At 68.9% G+C, this 18,119-nt stretch carries 16 protein-coding genes; 9 read left to right on the forward strand and 7 right to left on the reverse strand.

All coding sequences use genetic code 11. The features are described from left to right. Nucleotides 1-504 carry a homocitrate synthase gene (locus ACEL92_RS19590; protein WP_374022334.1) on the reverse strand — a complete coding sequence of 168 codons (504 nt, stop codon included), beginning with the start codon at nt 502-504 and terminating at the stop codon, nt 1-3. A gap of 274 nt (nt 505-778) precedes the next feature. On the opposite strand from ACEL92_RS19590, the gene ACEL92_RS19595 reads away from it, so the two are divergent. Beyond that, nucleotides 779-1,006 (forward strand): hypothetical protein, encoded by a 228-nt coding sequence (locus tag ACEL92_RS19595; protein ID WP_374022335.1) that lies wholly within the window; start codon nt 779-781, stop codon nt 1,004-1,006. Between the two features lie 49 nt (nt 1,007-1,055). On the opposite strand, the gene ACEL92_RS19600 is transcribed toward ACEL92_RS19595, so the two are convergent. The 3 genes from ACEL92_RS19600 to ACEL92_RS19610 form a co-directional block, all read right to left on the reverse strand. Further along, complete coding sequence (locus ACEL92_RS19600; protein ID WP_374022336.1) at nt 1,056-2,045, reverse strand: anti-sigma factor RsbA family regulatory protein; 990 nt, start codon at nt 2,043-2,045, stop codon at nt 1,056-1,058. Nucleotides 2,046-2,153: 108 nt separating this feature from the next. Beyond that, a complete protein-coding gene (locus ACEL92_RS19605; protein WP_374022337.1) occupies nt 2,154-3,584 on the reverse strand; it encodes a FadR/GntR family transcriptional regulator in 1,431 nt (476 codons plus the stop codon). A 33-nt stretch (nt 3,585-3,617) separates the two neighbouring features. After that, nucleotides 3,618-4,811, reverse strand: a complete 1,194-nt coding sequence (locus ACEL92_RS19610) for a thiolase family protein (RefSeq protein ID WP_374022338.1) — start codon at nt 4,809-4,811, stop codon at nt 3,618-3,620. A gap of 50 nt (nt 4,812-4,861) precedes the next feature. Between ACEL92_RS19610 and ACEL92_RS19615 the strand changes: the two genes are divergently transcribed. Then, nucleotides 4,862-5,197 carry a Zn-ribbon domain-containing OB-fold protein gene (locus ACEL92_RS19615; RefSeq protein ID WP_374022339.1) on the forward strand — a complete coding sequence of 112 codons (336 nt, stop codon included), beginning with the start codon at nt 4,862-4,864 and terminating at the stop codon, nt 5,195-5,197. Between the two features lie 81 nt (nt 5,198-5,278). On the opposite strand, the gene ACEL92_RS19620 is transcribed toward ACEL92_RS19615, so the two are convergent. Both ACEL92_RS19620 and ACEL92_RS19625 read right to left on the reverse strand, forming a co-directional pair. Next, nucleotides 5,279-7,441: an acyl-CoA dehydrogenase gene (locus tag ACEL92_RS19620; RefSeq protein ID WP_374022340.1), complete on the reverse strand. Its 2,163-nt coding sequence runs from the start codon at nt 7,439-7,441 to the stop codon at nt 5,279-5,281. 107 nt (nt 7,442-7,548) lie between these two features. Then, nucleotides 7,549-8,307 carry an SDR family NAD(P)-dependent oxidoreductase gene (locus tag ACEL92_RS19625; protein ID WP_374022341.1) on the reverse strand — a complete coding sequence of 253 codons (759 nt, stop codon included), beginning with the start codon at nt 8,305-8,307 and terminating at the stop codon, nt 7,549-7,551. Nucleotides 8,308-8,429: 122 nt separating this feature from the next. Between ACEL92_RS19625 and ACEL92_RS19630 the strand changes: the two genes are divergently transcribed. From ACEL92_RS19630 to ACEL92_RS19650, 5 genes are all read left to right on the forward strand, one after another. Continuing rightward, nucleotides 8,430-9,959, forward strand: coding sequence for an ATP-dependent DNA ligase (locus ACEL92_RS19630; RefSeq protein ID WP_374022342.1), 1,530 nt, complete (start codon nt 8,430-8,432; stop codon nt 9,957-9,959). Between the two features lie 42 nt (nt 9,960-10,001). Next, a complete protein-coding gene (locus tag ACEL92_RS19635; protein WP_374022343.1) occupies nt 10,002-12,269 on the forward strand; it encodes a carbon starvation CstA family protein in 2,268 nt (755 codons plus the stop codon). 172 nt (nt 12,270-12,441) lie between these two features. Beyond that, a complete protein-coding gene (locus tag ACEL92_RS19640; protein WP_374022344.1) occupies nt 12,442-12,759 on the forward strand; it encodes a hypothetical protein in 318 nt (105 codons plus the stop codon). A 179-nt stretch (nt 12,760-12,938) separates the two neighbouring features. Continuing rightward, complete coding sequence (locus tag ACEL92_RS19645; RefSeq protein WP_374022345.1) at nt 12,939-14,468, forward strand: Hsp70 family protein; 1,530 nt, start codon at nt 12,939-12,941, stop codon at nt 14,466-14,468. A 7-nt stretch (nt 14,469-14,475) separates the two neighbouring features. Next, complete coding sequence (locus tag ACEL92_RS19650) at nt 14,476-15,141, forward strand: nitroreductase family protein (RefSeq protein WP_374022346.1); 666 nt, start codon at nt 14,476-14,478, stop codon at nt 15,139-15,141. A 23-nt stretch (nt 15,142-15,164) separates the two neighbouring features. On the opposite strand, the gene ACEL92_RS19655 is transcribed toward ACEL92_RS19650, so the two are convergent. Further along, on the reverse strand, nt 15,165-16,121 hold the full coding sequence (locus tag ACEL92_RS19655) for an LLM class F420-dependent oxidoreductase (protein ID WP_374022347.1): 957 nt from the start codon (nt 16,119-16,121) through the stop codon (nt 15,165-15,167). Between the two features lie 81 nt (nt 16,122-16,202). On the opposite strand from ACEL92_RS19655, the gene ACEL92_RS19660 reads away from it, so the two are divergent. Together ACEL92_RS19660 and ACEL92_RS19665 are read left to right on the forward strand one after the other, a co-directional pair. Next, the gene (locus tag ACEL92_RS19660) at nt 16,203-17,876 is read left to right on the forward strand and encodes a glycoside hydrolase family 15 protein (RefSeq protein WP_374022348.1); all 1,674 of its coding nucleotides are present in this window, start codon (nt 16,203-16,205) and stop codon (nt 17,874-17,876) included. Then, entirely contained in the window at nt 17,876-18,019 is a 144-nt protein-coding gene (locus tag ACEL92_RS19665) for a hypothetical protein (protein ID WP_374022349.1), read from the forward strand. The genes ACEL92_RS19660 and ACEL92_RS19665 overlap by 1 nt, the downstream gene beginning before the upstream one ends. Nucleotides 18,020-18,119: the final 100 nt, after the last annotated feature.

An 18,119-nucleotide genomic window follows, 5' to 3' on the forward strand; every position in this document is an offset into this window, starting at 1 on the left:
TCAGGCGAGCAGCCGGTTAGCGCACGCGATCAGCGCGCGCAACGCCGACTGCGTCGAATCGTCCGACCAGCCCATTGCCCATTCCGCGCGGGCCCCGTTGCTGCCGCACACGAACGTGACGGTGTGGTCGTCCGAGCCCAGCTGATGAAACTTGGTGATCTCCACGGGGATTCCGCGATCATGCAGCATCGCGCTCAGCCCCGCGATCGGGCCACCGGCCGCGGCGGTTGAGGTGTCGATGCGATCTTCGACGGCGATGACGGCCCGGAAGTGGCGGGCCTGCGGCCCCGGCCGCGGTTGGGTGTCGGTGCACTCCCAGGTGCCCAGCCGGACCGGGCCGCCCGTGTGCGCGTAGGTCGCGACGAACTCGTCCCAGGGCATCGCACCCGCTTGCTCCCGCAGACCGCGGGGCAGCGGGGCGCCGAACCGCCGGGCGAACCACACGGTGGCGGGGCACGGGTGGGCCTGGTGGGTGGACGGATCGAGCCGCTCGGGGATGGTCATGATGTCGGTCTTCCTCGGTCGAAAGGAGTGACCGACGGCAGTAGCTTCCGACCCACAGCGGGGGGTCGGTCTGGATCAGACCCCGCTGCGGGTGCTAGCTACTACGGCTCGATCGAGAAGACGCACGAGCGCAGACTTTAGCCCCATACGTCCCTGACGTGCAAGTTCCGCCTCGCGGCATAACGCGGCGGACCGTCGCGAAATTGATCGGAAATTTTGGTTTACGTCCGCGCAACAGGGGGTATGAGGCGAGGGCAACAGTCATTGAACGGCTGTGCAACAACCCCTCGAAGATGATGAAAGAAGGCTCATCATGAAAGCAAAAAGCACCATGAAAACCCTCAAAACGGTCGCTGCGGCCACCGGGGTGGCCGCGGTGTTATTACTCCCGACCGGATGCGCTTCAGCGGCGGCCGGCAGCGGTGGACTGCTCGGCGGCACGGTTGGCGGCGGTAGCGGTGGGATTTTGGGTACCGTCGGCGGGATTGTCGGCGGCCTCTAACTGATTTTTCAAGCGGCCCGCGGGAAGCGATTCCCGGGGGCCGCTTACTTTATCCGGTCGGCCCGGCCGAGGGCTCGAACCGGAGATACGCCTGGATGGTCGTACCGCTCGGCGTGGTGTGGGTGCGCACCAAATCCGAGATGGCATTGACCAGATACAGGCCCCGGCTGGCGGGACCGCACGGCCCCGGGTCGAGGCGGCCCACCAACGGATCCTCGAAACACCCGGTGTCGCGCGCCTCGCAGACCAGATAGCCGTCGTCGCGCCAGAAGGCGAGCCGGCAGGCTCCGTTGGTGTACATCAAGCTATTGCTGGCCAGCTCGGTGGCGACCAGTTGCAGATCTTCGATTGCCTCCTGGGACAAGCCGATCCATCCGGCGTAGTTGACCGCGAACGACCGCGCGGGGCTGAGGTCCGCCGATTTCCTGACGGTGTAGGTGACCGCACCCGGATTGGCGGGCAGCGGTCGGTTGCAGCGCTGCAGGACGGCGTCGGGCGCGTAGTCGGCGCTGCGCTGCAAAGCGTCGCCCCGCCAGAGCAGCGGATGCGTCGCGCGCGCGGCAGCGAGCACGTCGTCGTCGAGCCGGCTCCCGTCGTAGAGGCACAAGCCGGTCGCCCAGTAGCCGTCCATGGCTCCGTTGAGCAGCGCCTCGTGCTCCACGCATGCGACCAACTCTTCCTCGGTGCGGCCGGGCCAGGCGAGTTGACTGACGATCCGCACGCGGCGGTCGGGGTGGTCGTCGACGAAAGACCCCTCCAGCGCCATGAATCGGCTCGGGTTGCGACCCGCCTCCGTGATGTCCACCAATTGGAGGTCGGCCGGCACCTCGTCCGTGCCGAGGGCCTCGCGCAGCAAGGCCAGCTTCTCCGACGGGACGGCGACGAGGACCGCCTCGTCCATCGCCAACCCGTCGCTGACGAAACGAGTCACGGAGTCGAGGTATTCCTGCTGGGATTGGTAGATGAGTGCGGAGTGAACGAAGCCGGGCTGGCCAATTTCGGTGCCCGTCGTCACTCCAGCACTCCCGCTTTCGATCACTGAATGCCAACCCCCTGCTGGACCGGCCGTCTATGTTCTCCCTCCCAATACCCGCCGCGGGCCTTCGCTATACCGCGCTGCAGATCACATCTGAGAACTCAGTATCTGCTAAAGCCACCAGGAGGCGGCGGCGTCCAGATGGCGGCGAACGCGGTGGCGGGCCAGGCTCTCGTCGCCCGCCTCGATCGCGTCGGCAATCCGCTGGTGAGCATGGTGAACCGCCAGCACGTCCGACCAGGTCGGCGGCGCCTGCCCCGTGCTCGACCAGTGCCGCCGGAACAACTCGACGATGATGCGCAGGAACAAGTCGAGCAGCGTGTTGCCGGCCAGCTGGGCCAGTCCGACGTGGAACCGGAACTCCTCCACGGCGGCGTCCGCGACGTCGCCGGGCGCTGCCTCGACGTCGGACCGGTGGGCGGCCAGGAAGGCGGCCACCTCGGGTTCGCCGCACCGCTTGACCACCTTGGCGACGTTGTCGATTTCGATGGCATCCCGGACGCAGCGGAGATCTTCGCGGCTCGGGTCGCGGTACTGCAGGTACAAGGCGATGGTGTCGATGCTGGCCCGCGCCTGCGGTCTGGCGATGACGAGGCCACCTCCGGGTCCGCGGCGCATGTGCGCGATCGAGTGGTACTCGAGCAGCCGCACCGCTTCGCGAAACACCGCGCGGCTCACCCGGTACCGCTCAAGAAGGGCCGTCTCGCTACCGAAGACGGAACCGACCTGCCAGCCGCTGGCCGCGATGTCGTCACCGATCGTGGCCGCCAGCATTTCCGCCAGCTTGCCGCGCGGCACCTCGACGTTGAGCGGCCGCGGCTTGCGCCGCCGGCTCGGGGTGCCGGGGTGGTGGTGCTGCAGCCAGGCGGTCACGGCCTCGACGTGCCGCTGGCTGAGCGTCTTGGCACGCGCCGAGTCGCCGGCGGTCACGGCCTCGACCAGCTCGGAGTGGTCGACGTGCATCCGGTCGACCGCCTCGGTGGCCTCGGTGGCCGAGTCGGTCCGCGACTGCAGGGCGTACCGGGTGGTGAGTCGCATCAGCACGTTGACAAAGACTTGCAGGACTGGGTTTTTCGATTGCTCGGCCAAGGCGATGTGGAACTCGTCCCGAGGCGTGGGGAGCCCGGGCCTCCACTCCTCTTCACCGCGCAACACCGCCCGCAACCGCGCGATGCCCGCCTCGTCGATCCGTTCCGCGGCCAGCGACGCCGCCAACGGTTCCAGCACTAGGCGGGCGTTGAGCAGGTCGCCCAGCGTCGTGCCGAGGTGTTCCAGATAGATCACGACGGCTCGGGTGGCGGGCCCGGCATCGGGCTCGCAGACGATCAACCCGCCGCCCGGCCCGCGGCGCATGCGGGCGACCTGGTGGTGTTCGACGAGCCGGACGGCCTCGCGCAGCACCGAGCGACTCACCCCGAACCGCTCTTGCAACGCGTGCTCCGAACCCAGCGATTCACCTATGACCCAACCGCGGCGAACGATCTCCGCCTCGATGTCCCGCGCGATCTTGGAAGCCAGTTTGTTCGCGAGGCCGGTGCTCATGTCAGGCCCGACGGCGTTTGCGCGCAGGCATTTTCAGCATGTGAGCAGCATGCAGCCGGCGACGGGCCCACCCCCGACGGACACGACGCCGACCTCCGGACGACGCGACACCTGCCGCTCCCCCGCGTCGCCGCGCAGCTGCAGACAGCCCTCGTGCAACGCCCAATAGCCGTGCATGCGCCCGGCCGAGAGCTGGCCGCCGTAGGTGTTCAGGGGAAGTTCACCGTCGCGGGCGATCCGCGCGCCCCCTTCGACGAACGGTCCGGCCTCGCCGTCGCCGCAGACCCCCAGCGCCTCCAGCCACGCCAGGGTGAGATAGGTGAAGCCGTCGTACAACTCGGCGACCTTCAGATCGGCCGGCGTCAGGTCCGTGCGCGACCACATCTGCGCCGTCGCGTTCGACATCGCCATCTTCGGGTAGTCGTCGCGGTGGAACCAGCCCCCGGCGCCATCCGATCCGCCGATCGCTTCCACCGCCACCGCGCGGTGCGGGCAGTCCCGGGCGTACTCCGCGTGCGAGACCACCACCGCGATCGACCCGTCGATCGGAACATCGCAGTCCAGCAGCCCGAACGGGGTGGACACCGGCCGCGCGCTCAGGTAGTCGGCCATGGTCATCGGGTCGCGGTACACGGCACGCGGATTCAGGGCGGCGTTGCGCCTGCCGTTGAGGGCCACCCAGCCCAGCTGTTGCTTGGTGGTCCCGTACAACTCCATGTGGCGCCGGCAGTTGAGCGCCAGCCAGTTCGCAGCGGAGTAGGCGTTGGCCGCGACCAGGTCGTTGACATCGTCCATCGCGCCGACGGCGGGCCGTTCCGCGCCCTCGGGCGTCTCGAACATCCGGGCCAGCGGCGGCGCGGGCGCGTTCTCCTGCGGTTTCACCGGGACGGTGCCCCCGAGCATTTGGATGGTCCGGTAGACCACGACGTGCCGGACGCGCCGCTCGGCGACCGCGCGGCACGCCGACATCACCGGGCTGAGCAGGCCGCCGGTGCCGAAGCCGGACCCGCAATCGGCCGCCTCGATCCGCAGTTGGGCGTTGACCTCGCCGGCGGGGGTGTCGCCCAGCGTCGCGATGCCGTCGATGTCGGAGGCGACCAGCCCGGCGTCCTCGATGGCCGACCGCACCGCCTCCATGGTCAGGTCCAGCCCCGGAATGCCGGTGCGACGGCCGATCCGCGAGATGCCTATGCCGGACAGGATCGCGTCCTTCTCGAAATGCGTCATGCACACCGCCCGTCAGACCATCGAAATCAATTGAGTGTACTGTATTCGTCGTGCCGGACGAGCCGCTGCTCATCGAATACTGCGAGGACTGCGCGCGCTGGGTGCATCCGGCGACCGGGGAGTGCCGCGCTTGCGGCGCCCAGCTGGTGGCGCGGCCGGTGTCCGGGCGTGGCACCGTGTTCACCTACACCGTCAACCACCATCCGTACCACCCGGAGATCCCGGTTCCGTACGTGATAGCGATCGTCGAACTCGCCGAACAAGAGGGTCTGCGGGTGGCCGCCAATGTGGTTGACTGCGAACCCGATTCGGTCACGTGCGGGATGCCGGTCGCCATCCGGCCGGACAGGGGCAGCGGCGGGGCCCCGCTGTTCGCACCCGCCTGACGCCTCACGCGCGTTCGACGGTGCGCAAAATGCCGGGCTGCACGGCGTGTCGCTGCACAAACACGCACGCTCGCCGGGGAATTAGTTGATCAGCGGGTCGCGCGGCATGCCGAGGATGCGCTCGGCGATCTGATTGCGGGTGACCTCCGAGGTGCCGCCGGCGATCGCCATGCCGCGCGCTCCCATCACGAGCCGGCCCACTACCGCACCGGGCCCGTCCATCAGGGCGACCTCCGGGCCCGCCAGCGCCGCCCAGATCGCCGCCCCGTCCACCATGTGCTCGGCGAGCTTCAGCTTGGTGATGTTGCCTTCCGGGCCTGGCCCGGCCCCCTCGACGCTGCGCGCCGCGCGTCGCAGGTTCAACAGCCGCAGCGCGTGGTCGTCGGCGAGGAAGGATCCGATCCGAACCGGCGCCCCCGCCAAGCGATCCGACTGCTGCGCGAGCTGCACCAGGGTGGGCGCCAAGGCCTCGTAAAACGACCCGCTGCCGCCGATGCTGACCCGCTCGTTGCCGAGCGTCGCGCGGGCGACCGTCCACCCCGAGTTGGGCGCCCCCACGACGTCCTCGTCGGGGACGAACACGTCGTTGAAGAACACCTCGTTGAATTCCGAACCGCCGGTGATCTGCCGCAGCGGCCGCACCTCAACACCCGGGCCCTTCATGTCGATGATGACGGTGGTGATGCCGGCGTGCTTGGGTGCGTCGGGGTCGGTGCGCACGGTGGCCAGGCCGCGCGCGCAGTACTGCGCGCCGCTGGTCCAGACCTTCTGCCCGTTGATCTTCCAGCCGCCGTCCACCCGGGTGGCGCGGGTCTTGACGGACGCCGCGTCGGAGCCGGCCTCGGGCTCGGAGAACAGCTGGCACCAGATCTCTTCCTGACGCAGCGCCTTCTCCACGAATCTTTCGATCTGCCAATCGGTTCCGTGCTGAATAAGGGTGAGGATCACCCAGCCGGTGATCGAGTAGTCGGGACGCTTGATGCCGGCGGCGCGGAACTCCTCCTCGATGACCAGCTGCTCCACCGCGTCGGCGGCGCGACCCCAGGGCTTCGGCCAGTGCGGCATGACGTAGCCCGTCTCGATCAGCTTGTCGCGCTGCGCCGCCTTGTCCAGGGCGGCAATTTCGGCGGCGTCGGCGTGGATCCGCGTGCGCAGCTCCTCGGCCTCGGGCGGCAGGTCCAGGCTGTTCTCCCGTGTGGCGCCGACGGCGGTGCGCTCGAAGACATCCCGGGCCGGCGCGTCACCGCCGAACAGCGCCGCGATCACCAGCGCGCGCCGCAGGTGCAGATGCGCGTCGTGTTCCCAGGTGAAGCCGATGCCGCCGTGCACCTGGATGTTCAGTTCGGCGTTGCGCGCATAGGCGGGAAACGCCAGGGCCGCCGCCACCGCGGCGGCGAGCTGGAACTGCTCCTCGTCCTCCGACGCCGCCCGCGAGGCGTCCCACACCGCGGCGACGCCCGATTCGGCGGCCACCAGCATGTTGGCGCAATGATGCTTGACCGCTTGGAAAGTAGCGATGGTGCGCCCGAATTGCTGCCGCACCTTGGCATAGTCCACGGCGGCGTCGACGCAGTCCGCCGCGCCGCCCACCGCCTCGGCGGCCAGCAACGCCCGGGCCCGGGCCAGCGCGGAGGCTCGGCCGCCGGTCAGGATGTCGTCGGCGCTGACGCTCACGTTTTCGAGGCGGACGCGTCCGGAACGCCGGGTCGGGTCGAAGTTGTTCGGTACCTCGACGGACACGCCGGCACGGCCGCGCTCCAGCAGCAGCACGTCCTCGCCCGCGGCGATGAGCAACACCTCGGCCAGTCCGGCGCCCAGCACGATCCCGGCGTCACCGTCGGCGACCCCGTCCTTGAGGTGCACCCCGCCGTCCAGCCCGATCCCGGCCGTGACGGTCCCGTCGATCAACCCGGGCAACAGCCGCGACTTCTGTTCGGCGCTACCGGCTTTGGCGATCACCGCCGATGCGATCACGGTCGGCACGAACGGCCCTGGGGCCACGGCCCGGCCGAGTTCTTCGACCACCACCACCAGTTCGGGCAGCCCGAAGCCGGACCCGCCGTGTTCTTCGTCGATATGCAGGCCGAGCCAACCCAGCTCGACCAGGTTCTGCCAGAACGGCGGACGGGATTCCTCCGTGGCGTCGAGCAACGAGCGCGCCGCCCAGCGGGCCTTCTGCGAGGTCAGGAACGCGCGGGCGACTTCGGCGAGTTCGCGGTGGTCGTCGGTCAGTGCGATACCCATGAGGGGCCCTCCTCGCTACCGGCTGGTGGCCTGCCCCGCTTCGAGGGGAAGCGGGGCGGCTGCCTAAAGAGTGTACTTAATGCGGGGAGGGCGGCCCTTCGGGGTGGCTACTTGGGCGCGAAGCGCTGGCCCGCGTCCAGCCGCAGGCACTGGCCGTTGAGCATCGGGTTGTCGACGATGGCCGCCGCCAGCTTGGCGTATTCGATCGGCCGGCCGAGGCGCTTGGGGAAGGCGGCGTCCTTGGTGAGGGCGGACGCGAATTCGTCGGGGATCCCCTGCGTCAATCCGGTGGCGAACAGGCTGGGCGCGATCGCCAGCACGCGGATGCCCAGCGAGCCCAGGTCGCGGGCCATGGTCAGGCACATGCCGGCGACGCCGGCCTTGGCGGCCGTGTAGGCGACCTGTCCGATCTGCCCCTCGAAGGCCGCGATCGACGCGGTGTTGATGATGACGCCGCGCTCCTCGTCCTCGGGCTCGTTCTTGGCCATGTGGGCGGCCGCGAGCCGGCTGATGTTGAAGGTGGCGATCAGGTTGAGATCGATCACGGATTGGAAGGACTCCAGGTCGTGTGGACCGGACTTGGTCATCGTCCGCTTGGCGATGCCGCCGCCGGCGGTGGTGATGATGACGTGCAGGCCGCCCAGCTTGTCGACGGCGGTCTGCAGCGTCTCCTCGGTGCCCTTGAAGTCGGTGACGTCGACCGGATGGAACGCGCCGCCGACCGCTTCGGCGACGGTCTTGCCGTCGGAGCCCTCGCGGTCCAGGATGGCGACCTCCGCCCCGCGCTCGGCCAGCAGCTCCGCTGAGGCGCGACCCATTCCCGACGCGCCGCCGATGACGACGACCTTCTTCCCGTTGATCTCCATCCGGACCCTTCCTTTCGGGGTTGTCAGATCCCTAGCAATCTGTAACGTTACGCAGGCACGCTAGCGTGTGCGCCGCCGAGGGTTGACCCCGCCTTGTTCAAGAGCCATGCCAAGCTGATTTCGTGCTCCTCCTCGACGTGGCGACCACCTCGCTCGACGTGGGCGCCACGTCGTCACGGCTGAGCAAGGTCGCCCACATCGCCGATCTGTTGCGCCGCGCGGCCGACGAGCCCGACACGGTCGCCATCGTGGTCTCCTGGCTCTCGGGTGAGCTGCGCCAGCGCCAGATCGGGGTCGGCTGGGCCTCGCTGCGGTCGCGGCCGCCCCCTGCGCCGCATCCGACGTTGACCGTCGGCGCGGTGGACGCCGGCTTCTCGGAGATCGGGGCGGTGTCGGGCAAGGGATCGCAGGCGCGCCGCGCCGAGCTCATCGCCAACCTGTTCGCCGCCGCGACCGACACCGAACAGACCTTCCTGCTGCGGTTGCTCGGCGGCGAGCTGCGCCAGGGAGCGCTGGCCGGGATCATGGCCGACGCGGTGGCCAAAGCCGCCGGCATCCCCGTCGCGGCGGTACAGCGCGCCGCGATGCTGGGCGGGGACCTGCCCGGCGTCGCGGCGGCCGCCATGGGCGGCGGCTCCCGGGCACTGGACGCGTTCGCCCTGCGCGTGGGCCGGCCGGTCGGCCCGATGCTGGCGCAGACCGCCGCCGGGGTGTCCGACGCGCTCGAACGTCACGGCGGCACAACGATTTTCGAGGCCAAGCTGGACGGCGCCCGGGTGCAGATCCACCGGTCCGGCGATGAGGTGACCGTGTACACCCGAAGCCTCGACGACGTCACCGCCCGGCTGCCCGAGGTGGTAGAGGCGACGCTGGCGCTGCCGGTCCGCGAACTCATCGCCGATGGTGAGGCGATCGCGCTGCGGCCCGACAACTCGCCGCAGCGCTTCCAGGTCACCGCGTCACGGTTCGGCCGGTCGGTCGACGTGGCTAAGGCCCGTGCGGCCCAACCACTTTCGGTGTTCTTCTTCGACATCCTGCACCGCGACGGCGCCGACCTGCTCGACGCGCCGACGGCCGAGCGGCTGGCCGCCCTGGACGCTCTGGTGCCGGCCGCGCAGCGCGTCGATCGGCTCGTCACCGCGGACGCCGCCGAGGCGGCCCGGTTCCTGGAGGCGACGCTCGCCGCCGGCCACGAGGGCGTCATGGCCAAGGCGCCGCAGGCGCCATACCAGGCGGGCCGCCGCGGCGCGGGCTGGCTCAAGGTCAAGCCGGTGCACACGCTGGACCTGGTGGTGTTGGCGGTGGAGTGGGGATCGGGGCGCCGACGCGGCAAGCTGTCCAACATCCACCTGGGGGCGCGCGACCCCGCCACCGGTGAATTCGTCATGGTGGGAAAGACTTTCAAGGGCATGACGGACGCCATGCTGGACTGGCAGACCGCCCGGTTCAGCGAACTCGCCGTCGGCGGGACCGACGGTTACGTCGTGCGGCTGCGGCCCGAGCAGGTGGTCGAGGTGGCCCTGGACGGCGTCCAGAAATCCTCGCGTTATCCCGGCGGTGTAGCGCTGCGGTTCGCCCGCGTGCTGCGTTACCGCGACGACAAAAGCCCGTCGGAGTCCGACACCATCGATGCGGTGCGCACGCTGTACTGACAAACCGAGCGCTGCCCGTTTCCCGCGCGTAGGGTTTCGCCCGTGGCCGTGAAAGTGCACGACAAAGACGTCAGCTACATCCACACCGACGAAGACCTGCCGCCCGTCGCGATCGTCGACCGCTCCCCCATCACGCTCCGGCACAAGGCCGTCTTCGCGGCCATCGCCGTCGCCGGTGCCGTCGCGTGGGCGATCATCGCGTTCGCGCGGGGCGAGACGGTGAACGCGGTGTGGTTCGTAGTCGCGGCGATCTGCACCTACATCATCGGGTTCCGGTTCTATGCCCGGCTGATCGAGATGAAGATCGTCGGCCCGCGCGACGATCACGCGACCCCGGCCGAAGTCCTCGACGACGGCACCGACTACGTGCCGACCGACCGCCGGGTGCTGTTCGGCCATCACTTCGCCGCGATCGCCGGGGCCGGGCCCCTCGTCGGCCCGGTGCTGGCCACACAGATGGGCTACCTGCCGTGCAGCATCTGGATCATCCTCGGCGCGGTGTTTGCCGGCGCGGTGCAGGACTACCTGGTGCTGTGGATCTCCACCCGCCGGCGGGGCCGCTCGCTGGGCCAGATGGCCCGCGACGAGCTCGGCGTCACCGGTGGCGCCGCCGCCCTGGTCGGCGTCCTCGTCATCATGGTGATCATCATCGCGGTGCTGGCGCTGGTGGTGGTGCGCGGGCTGGCCCAGAGCCCATGGGGCGTGTTCTCGATCGCGATGACCATCCCCATCGCCCTGTTCATGGGGTGCTATCTGCGGTTCCTGCGTCCCGGGCGGGTCGCCGAGGTCTCACTGATCGGGTTCGCGCTGCTGATGCTCGCGGTGGTCTCCGGCAATTGGGTCGCCGAAACCTCTTGGGGCACTTCGTGGTTGAACCTCTCACCGGTGACGGTGTCCTGGCTGATCGTCAGCTACGGTTTCGTGGCGTCGGTGCTGCCGGTGTGGCTGCTGCTGGCGCCGCGCGATTACCTCTCGACGTTCATGAAGGTCGGCGCGATCGCCCTGCTGGCCCTCGGCATCTTCATCGCGCACCCGGTCGTGCAGGCGCCCGCGGTGTCGGTCTTCGCCGCCCGCGGCGACGGGCCGGTGTTCCCCGGCGCGCTGTTCCCGTTCTTGTTCATCACAATCGCGTGCGGCGCGCTGTCGGGCTTCCACGCGCTGATCTCTTCCGGGACGACGCCCAAGCTGCTGGAGAAGGAAAGCCAAATGCGCTTCATCGGCTACGGCGGAATGCTCACCGAGTCGTTCGTCGCGGTGATGGCGTTGGTCAGCGCGTCGATCCTGGACCAGCACCTGTACTTCGCGCTCAACGCCCCGGCCGGGCAGACCGGCGGCACCGCGGCCACCGCCGCGCATTACGTCGACGGGCTCGGTTTGTCGGGGACGCCGACGACCGCTGACCGACTCACTCAGGCCGCCGCGGGCGTGGGTGAGAAGTCGATCGTGTCGCGCACCGGCGGAGCCCCGACGCTGGCGGTCGGAATGTCGGAAGTGCTCAACCGCGTCTTCGGCGGGGCGGGCCTCAAGGCGTTCTGGTACCACTTCGCGATCATGTTCGAGGCGCTCTTCATCCTGACCGCCGTGGACGCCGGCACCCGCGTCGCACGTTTCATGCTGTCCGACGCGCTGGGGAATCTGGGCGGTCCGCTGGCCAAGCTGCGCAACCCGAGTTGGCGCCCGGGTGTCTGGCTGTGCAGCCTGGCGGTGGCCGCCGCCTGGGGCAGCATCCTGCTGATGGGCGTGACCGATCCCCTCGGCGGGATCAACACACTCTTCCCGCTGTTCGGCATCGCCAACCAGCTGCTCGCGGCGATCGCGCTGACCGTCATCACCGTCGTCGTCATCAAGAAGCGGCTGCTGCGGTGGGCCTGGATCCCGGGGCTGCCCCTGCTGTGGGATCTGGCCGTCACGCTGACCGCGTCGTGGCAGAAGATCTTCTCGGGGGATCCCAACGTCGGCTACTGGACGCAGCACTTCCAGTACCTCGCGGCCCGCAACGCGGGCAAGACATCGTTCGGTTCGGCCAAGAACCCGCATCAGCTCGACGACGTCATCAGGAACACCTTCATCCAGGGCACCCTGTCCATCTTGTTCGCGCTGGTCGTCGTCATCGTGGTGATCGTCGGCGTCATCGTGGCGCTGGGCACGATGCGTGGCGCGGGGAGACCGCTGACCGAAGATGAGCCCGTGCCGTCGAAGCGGTTCGGACCGTCAGGTCTGATCGCGACCTTCAGGGAACGGCAGGTGCAACGGCAGTGGGACGAGCTGCCCGCATCGACGCCTGAGACCGTCGCCGCCCGCAAGCATTGATTGTCTGAACAAGTGCGCTCGGCCGGAAACCGCGCCGAGTGGTACCTAAGCCGTCGCGGCGGCTGGCTCCGCCGAAACAGGTAGTGCGCTACGCATGTCGGGCGTCATGGTTGGCCGTACGGTGACTTCATAAGGCAAAACGCCTGGTCAACCGGGGTACCGGCAACGGAAGGTGCTCGTCATGATGGTTCCAGTCACGGGACGTCCCGACACCAACGCTTTCGTCGACGCAGCCGCTCATCAACAGCCCTCGGCGCTGCAGGCCGAAGTTTCATCGACCGAAGTTCTGATCACTGGGCAGCAGGTGCTGTTGAGCACCGCGGCCGCGCTTGCCGTCCGCCGCGAGAGCATTGGCGGGCGGCTCGTCGCCATAACGCGGCGAATATTCGCAACCGCGCCGCACCCGTCGAGGACACGGCCGCGGTACTGCCCGAAACGGTACCGATTCCTCGAAGACGCCCTCATGGCGCGCGAAATGGAAAGACTATGAACGGCCTGACCGTCGTCGCCTCCGCCGTGCTGATGATTCTCATGGCAACGGGGACCTACAACCTGCAGTGGTGGCTCGAGCGCTGCGACTACCAACGCCATTTCGAGGACTGAGCTCAGGGCGGCACGCCGCGAAAAATGGTTGCCCCAAAGTCCGCGGCGCGGTCCTAAAATTGCGCGATGAGAGTCGGCATCGACTTTGGCACCACCCACACCGTCGTCGCGGCCGTCGACCGAGGCAACTATCCCGTCGTCTCGTTTGACGGCCTCGACGCGTGGCCCTCGATCGTCGCGGGCAACGCCGCCGGGCAGCTGCGGTTCGGCGCGGACGCCGCCGCGGTCCGGCACGAGCCGGGCTGGTCGGTGCTGCGGTCGTTCAAACGCCTGCTCAACGAGGCCGGACCCCAGACCGTGGTGAGCCTGGCCGGCCGCAGCCATCGCCTGGCCGATCTGCTCACCGGATTTCTGGCCCAGCTGAAGAGCGACCTCTTGCGTCGCTCCAACGCCGGACTCACCGCGGGGGAATCCATCGAAGCCGCGATCAGCGTGCCGGCCAACGCCTCGAGCGCCCAGCGCTTGCTGACACTGGACGCGTTCGTGGCGGCGGGCTTCCACGTCGTCGCGCTGCTCAACGAGCCGTCGGCCGCCAGCCTGGAATACGCGCACCGCTACCGCTCCACCATCACCGCCAAGCGGGAGTACGTCCTCATCTACGACTTGGGCGGGGGCACCTTCGACGCCTCGTTGCTCAAGATGACCGGGCACTCAAACGAGGTCGTCATCAGCGAGGGCATTCAGCGCCTCGGCGGCGACGACTTCGACGACGCGATCGTCGAACTGGTCCTTCAACGGTCGAAGCTGTCGGGCGTGGACGCGGCGGGCCGCGACCTGCTGCGGGAGGAGTGCGCCGCCCGCAAGGAGGCCGTGGGACCACAGACGCGGCGCTTCCTGGTCGACCTCACCGGGGTCGGCGGGGCGGACCGGCCGCCGTTCTCCTGCCCCGTCGACGACATCTATTCGGTGTGCGCGCCGCTCGTCGACAAGACGATGAAGTTGCTCGACCGCGTGCTGCACAATCCGGCCGACGGCGGCAAGGACGTGACGTGGTCGGAGGTCGCCGGCATCTACGTCGTAGGCGGCGCCGGCAGCTTCCCGCTCGTTTCCCGGATGCTGCGCACCACCTTTGGCGACAAGCGGGTCAAACGCTCGCCGCATCCCTTCGCGGCCACCGCGATCGGTCTGGCGGTCTTTCTCGACAAGGAGTCCGATTTCGCGCTGTCCGAACGCTTTTCGCGCAACTTCGGGGTCTTTCGCGAGGCCGAAGCCGGTGCCGGCGTCGTCTTCGACCCGATCGTGTGCAAGGACGTCTCCCTGCCAGCGGACGGGCACACCCCGCTGGTGGTGAAGCGGTCCTACCGGGCGGCGCACAACATCGGCCATTTCCGGTTCGTGGAGTGCAGCCGCCTGGTCAACGGCCGGCCCGACGGCGACGTGACGCCTTACGACCCGGTGCTCTTCCCCTTCGACCCGGCGCTGCATGATCGCGACGACCTGGGGTGTCAGCCGGTCGGCCGGTGGCGGGACGGACCGGACGTCGAGGAGCGCTACGTCATCGCCCCCAGCGGCGCGGTGGAAGTCACCCTGACCACGCGGCCGGCCGGGTTCGAGCGCACGTTCCGCCTGGAGCGCCGCTCCCCCGCGAGCGCCTGAGGGGCCCATGGAGCTCTACGACGTGATGCGAACGACGTTCGCGGCGCGAGAATTCACCGATGACCCGATGCCCGACGAGGTGCTGGCGCGCGTTTTCGGCAACGCCCGGTTCGCGCCGAGCGGCGGCAACCGGCAGGGCGCCCACATCACCGTGGTGCGCGACGAAGAGGTCCGGCACCGGCTCGCCGAGCTGGGCAAGGGTGCGGCCCGCCGCTACGTCGCCCAGCTGCAGGCCGGTGAAAACCCCTGGAATTCAATCTATCCCAGTGGCGTGCCGCAGGACGTCATCGACCGGACCGACGTTCCCGACAGTTTCGTCGCGCCGATCGCGAAAGCGCCTGTGGTCCTTGTGGTTTCGGTCGACCTGACCGTCGTAGCCTCGGTCGATCAGGACCTGAACCGTGTCGGCCTGGCCGGCGGTGCGTCGGTGTACCCGCTGATCTGGAACATTCTGCTGGCCGCCCGCGCCGAGGGGTACGGCGGCACCATCACCACCATGGCCATCGCGGCCGAGGACCAGGTTCGCCGTTTGCTGGGCATTCCCGACTGGCACGCGGTCGCCGCGGTTGTGCCCCTGGGCAAACCGGTGCGCCAGCTGACCAAACTGCGCCGCCGCCCGATCGCGGAATTCATCACGCGTGACCGCTTCGACGGTCCGGCATTCGAAGGCTGAGGCGAGGATCGAAAAGGCGACGCTCAGCCGCGAACCTGGGGCAGCACGTCGCGTTCCCACGCCGAGAAGAACCCGTCCATGTCCGGGCCGATCTGCTGCACGTACACCTCGTCGATGTCGGCGTCGATATACTCGCGCACCTTCGCGACATGCGTGTCGGCATCCGGGCCGCACGTGACGGCTTTGGCGACCTGGTCCGGTGTCACGAGCGACATCAGGGCGGCGAAATCCTTGGGCCGCGGCAGGGTTTGGGCCGATTGCCCCGGCAGCGCGTCGTTACCCCATAACCGCTGCGCCACCTTCAGCGCCGCGTCGGCGTCGTTGTCCCAGCAGACCTTGATGCCGCCCTGCACCGGCTTGTCGCCGCCGCCGGACTCGCGGAACGTCTTGACCAGGTCGGCCTCCGGCATCACCAGGACGTAGCCGTCGCCGATGCGCCCGGCCAGCTCGGCGCCCTGCGGCCCGAAGCCGGACACGTAGATGGGCACCGGCTGGTCCGGCCGGGTGTAGATGCGGGCCTCCTGCACCTCGTAGTGCTTGCCGTGGTGGCTCACCTCGTCGCCGCGGTGCAGCAGGCGGATGACGTCGACCGCCTCCTCCAGCATTTCCTGCCGCACACCCACCGACGGCCAGCGGTCACCCAGGATGTGTTCGTTCAGCGCCTCGCCGCTGCCCACCCCCAGCACGAAGCGGCCATCGAGCTGCACGGCGGCCGTCGCGGACGCCTGGGCGATGATCGCCGGATGGGTCCGGATGGTCGGGCACGTCACGGCGGTGCTGACCGGCAGCGATGTCACCTCGGAGAGCGCTCCGATCACGCCCCACACGAAGGGGCTCTGGCCCTGCTCGTCGTTCCAGGGATGGAAATGATCCGAAATCCACAGCGCGTCGAACCCGGCCGCCTCGGCCCGCTTGGCCTGGTCGATGAGTTCCTTGGGGCTGTACTGCTCGCAGGACAGGAAGTATCCGATCTTGGTCATGGCGGCGGGCTACCCGCTGCGCGCCGCGTTATGCAGCGCTTTCGCTGTTTATCCGCTGCGGCGCCGGGAATCCATTCGCCCGTGTGCCCGGCGCCGGAGCTTGACCCCGAAACCTCCTCGGCTACGGAATCGCCGTGCCGGACAGACGGTTTCGCAGGGCTGCGCAGCTATGCGCCCATCGGTGACGGCCGAACCGTCGCGCTGGTCGCCGAGGACGGCGCCATCGACTGGTTTCCGATTCCGGACCTGGACTCCGTCCCGGTGTTCGCTGCGCTCGTCGACCGGCCGAACGGCGGGCGCCTGGACCTCATGCCGACGGTGCCGTTTCGAACCGAACGGCGCTACCTCCCGAAAACCAACGTGCTGGAAACGACTTTCATCACCGAGGCCGGGCGGGTACGCGTCACCGATGCGCTCAACATCGGATTCGGTGGGCGGTTGCCCTGGACCGAATTGGCGCGCCGCGTCGAAGGCCTCGACGGTGAAGTGCCGATGCGGTGGCGTGTCGCGCCCGGTACCTGCTTCAACACGACGTCGCCGTGGGCTCGCCGCACCCCGCACGGGCCGGTGCTGCGGGCGGGAACGCTCAACCTCGGCGTCTGCGTGTCGGGAAACGTCGACGTGGACTGGACCGACCAGACGGCCTCCGGCGCGTTCGTCGCCGCCGCTGGCGAGCGCCGGCTGATCGGCATCGTGGCCTCCGAGTGCGAACCGCTGATGTTGTCGTCGGCCGCCGACATCGACGACGGGCTGGACAAAACGATCGCGTTCTGGGGGAACTGGTCGGGACAGTTCGAGTGCCCCGAAGCCTGGGCCGAGGCCGTGCGCCGCAGCGTGCTGCTGCTGAAGCTGCTCATCTTCAGCCCGACGGGTGCCATCGCCGCGGCCGCGACCACCTCACTGCCGGAGCGGCTTTCGGGCGGCAAGAACTGGGACTACCGCTTCGCCTGGGTACGCGACACCGCGTACACGCTGAGCGCGTTGCGCCGCTTCGGAATACGCGAAGAGACCCACGCCGCGGTCAGCTGGCTGCTGCGGACGGTCCGCAGGCACGGCCCCGACGTGGGCGTGTTTTATGGCCTCGACGGTTCGTCCCCACCCCCGGTGACCCACTATGAAGTCCCGGGCTGGCGCGGCATCGGCCCGGTCGTCACCGGGAACCGGGCCGACGGTCAATTGCAGCTCAGCATCTTCGCCGACCTCTTCGACACGGTGCGGCTCTACGTCGACAGCGGTCACGTGCTGGACACCGAAACGGGCCACCTGCTCGCCGGTTTTGCGGACCGGGCATGCGACGCCTGGCGGCATCGGGACGCCGGCATGTGGGAGCTGCGGCGCACCGAGCACTACACCACGTCGAAACTCGGCTGCTGGCAGGCGTTGCGGTGCGCGGTGTACCTGGCTGAGCTGGGCCAGATTCCGGGCGATCCCGGCCGATGGGCCGGCGAGGCCGATCGGATCGCCGATTGGGTGCGGCGGCGATGCTGGTCCGACGAGCTGGGCAGCTACGAGTGGTACCCCGGCAGCGGTAAGCTCGATGCCTCGATCCTGCTGCACGCCGGGAGCGGCTTCGACCGCGGCCCGCGCATGTCCGCCACCATCGACGCGCTGCGGCACGAGTTGGGCTGCGGGCCACTGCTTTTCCGGTTCAGCGGCGCTCGCGAGGACGAGCGGGAGGGCGCCTTCGTCGCGTGCTCCTTCTGGGCGGTGTCCGCCCTGCATCATGTCGGAGGCGGGCCGAGGCCCGCGAGCTGATGGACGAGCTGGTCGAACTGACCAACGACGTCGGCGTCCTGCCCGAAATGATCGACACCGACGACCGCGCGTTCATGGGCAACCTGCCCCAGGGGCTGAGCCACCTGGCATTGATCGGCGCCGCGCTGGACCTCACGTCCTGACCGGGGCCGCAGCGGCCCGACACGGCGCCGGAACGAGAATCGATTCGCCAATTTGGAGAAGGTAGTTCTCCACAGGCGAGAGACGATTTACGATACCGGT

Source organism: Mycobacterium hainanense (assembly GCF_041890355.1).
GTDB lineage: Bacteria > Actinomycetota > Actinomycetes > Mycobacteriales > Mycobacteriaceae > Mycobacterium > Mycobacterium hainanense.

Coding starts and splice junctions, on each gene's coding strand:
- ACEL92_RS19590 (WP_374022334.1), bottom strand. CDS start 504: ATGACCATCCCCGAGCGGCTCGATCCGTCCACCCACCAGGCCCACCCG.
- ACEL92_RS19605 (WP_374022337.1), bottom strand. CDS start 3,584: ATGAGCACCGGCCTCGCGAACAAACTGGCTTCCAAGATCGCGCGGGAC.
- ACEL92_RS19610 (WP_374022338.1), bottom strand. CDS start 4,811: ATGACGCATTTCGAGAAGGACGCGATCCTGTCCGGCATAGGCATCTCG.
- ACEL92_RS19620 (WP_374022340.1), bottom strand. CDS start 7,441: ATGGGTATCGCACTGACCGACGACCACCGCGAACTCGCCGAAGTCGCC.
- ACEL92_RS19625 (WP_374022341.1), bottom strand. CDS start 8,307: ATGGAGATCAACGGGAAGAAGGTCGTCGTCATCGGCGGCGCGTCGGGA.
- ACEL92_RS19645 (WP_374022345.1), top strand. CDS start 12,939: ATGAGAGTCGGCATCGACTTTGGCACCACCCACACCGTCGTCGCGGCC.
- ACEL92_RS19650 (WP_374022346.1), top strand. CDS start 14,476: ATGGAGCTCTACGACGTGATGCGAACGACGTTCGCGGCGCGAGAATTC.
- ACEL92_RS19655 (WP_374022347.1), bottom strand. CDS start 16,121: ATGACCAAGATCGGATACTTCCTGTCCTGCGAGCAGTACAGCCCCAAG.
- ACEL92_RS19665 (WP_374022349.1), top strand. CDS start 17,876: ATGGACGAGCTGGTCGAACTGACCAACGACGTCGGCGTCCTGCCCGAA.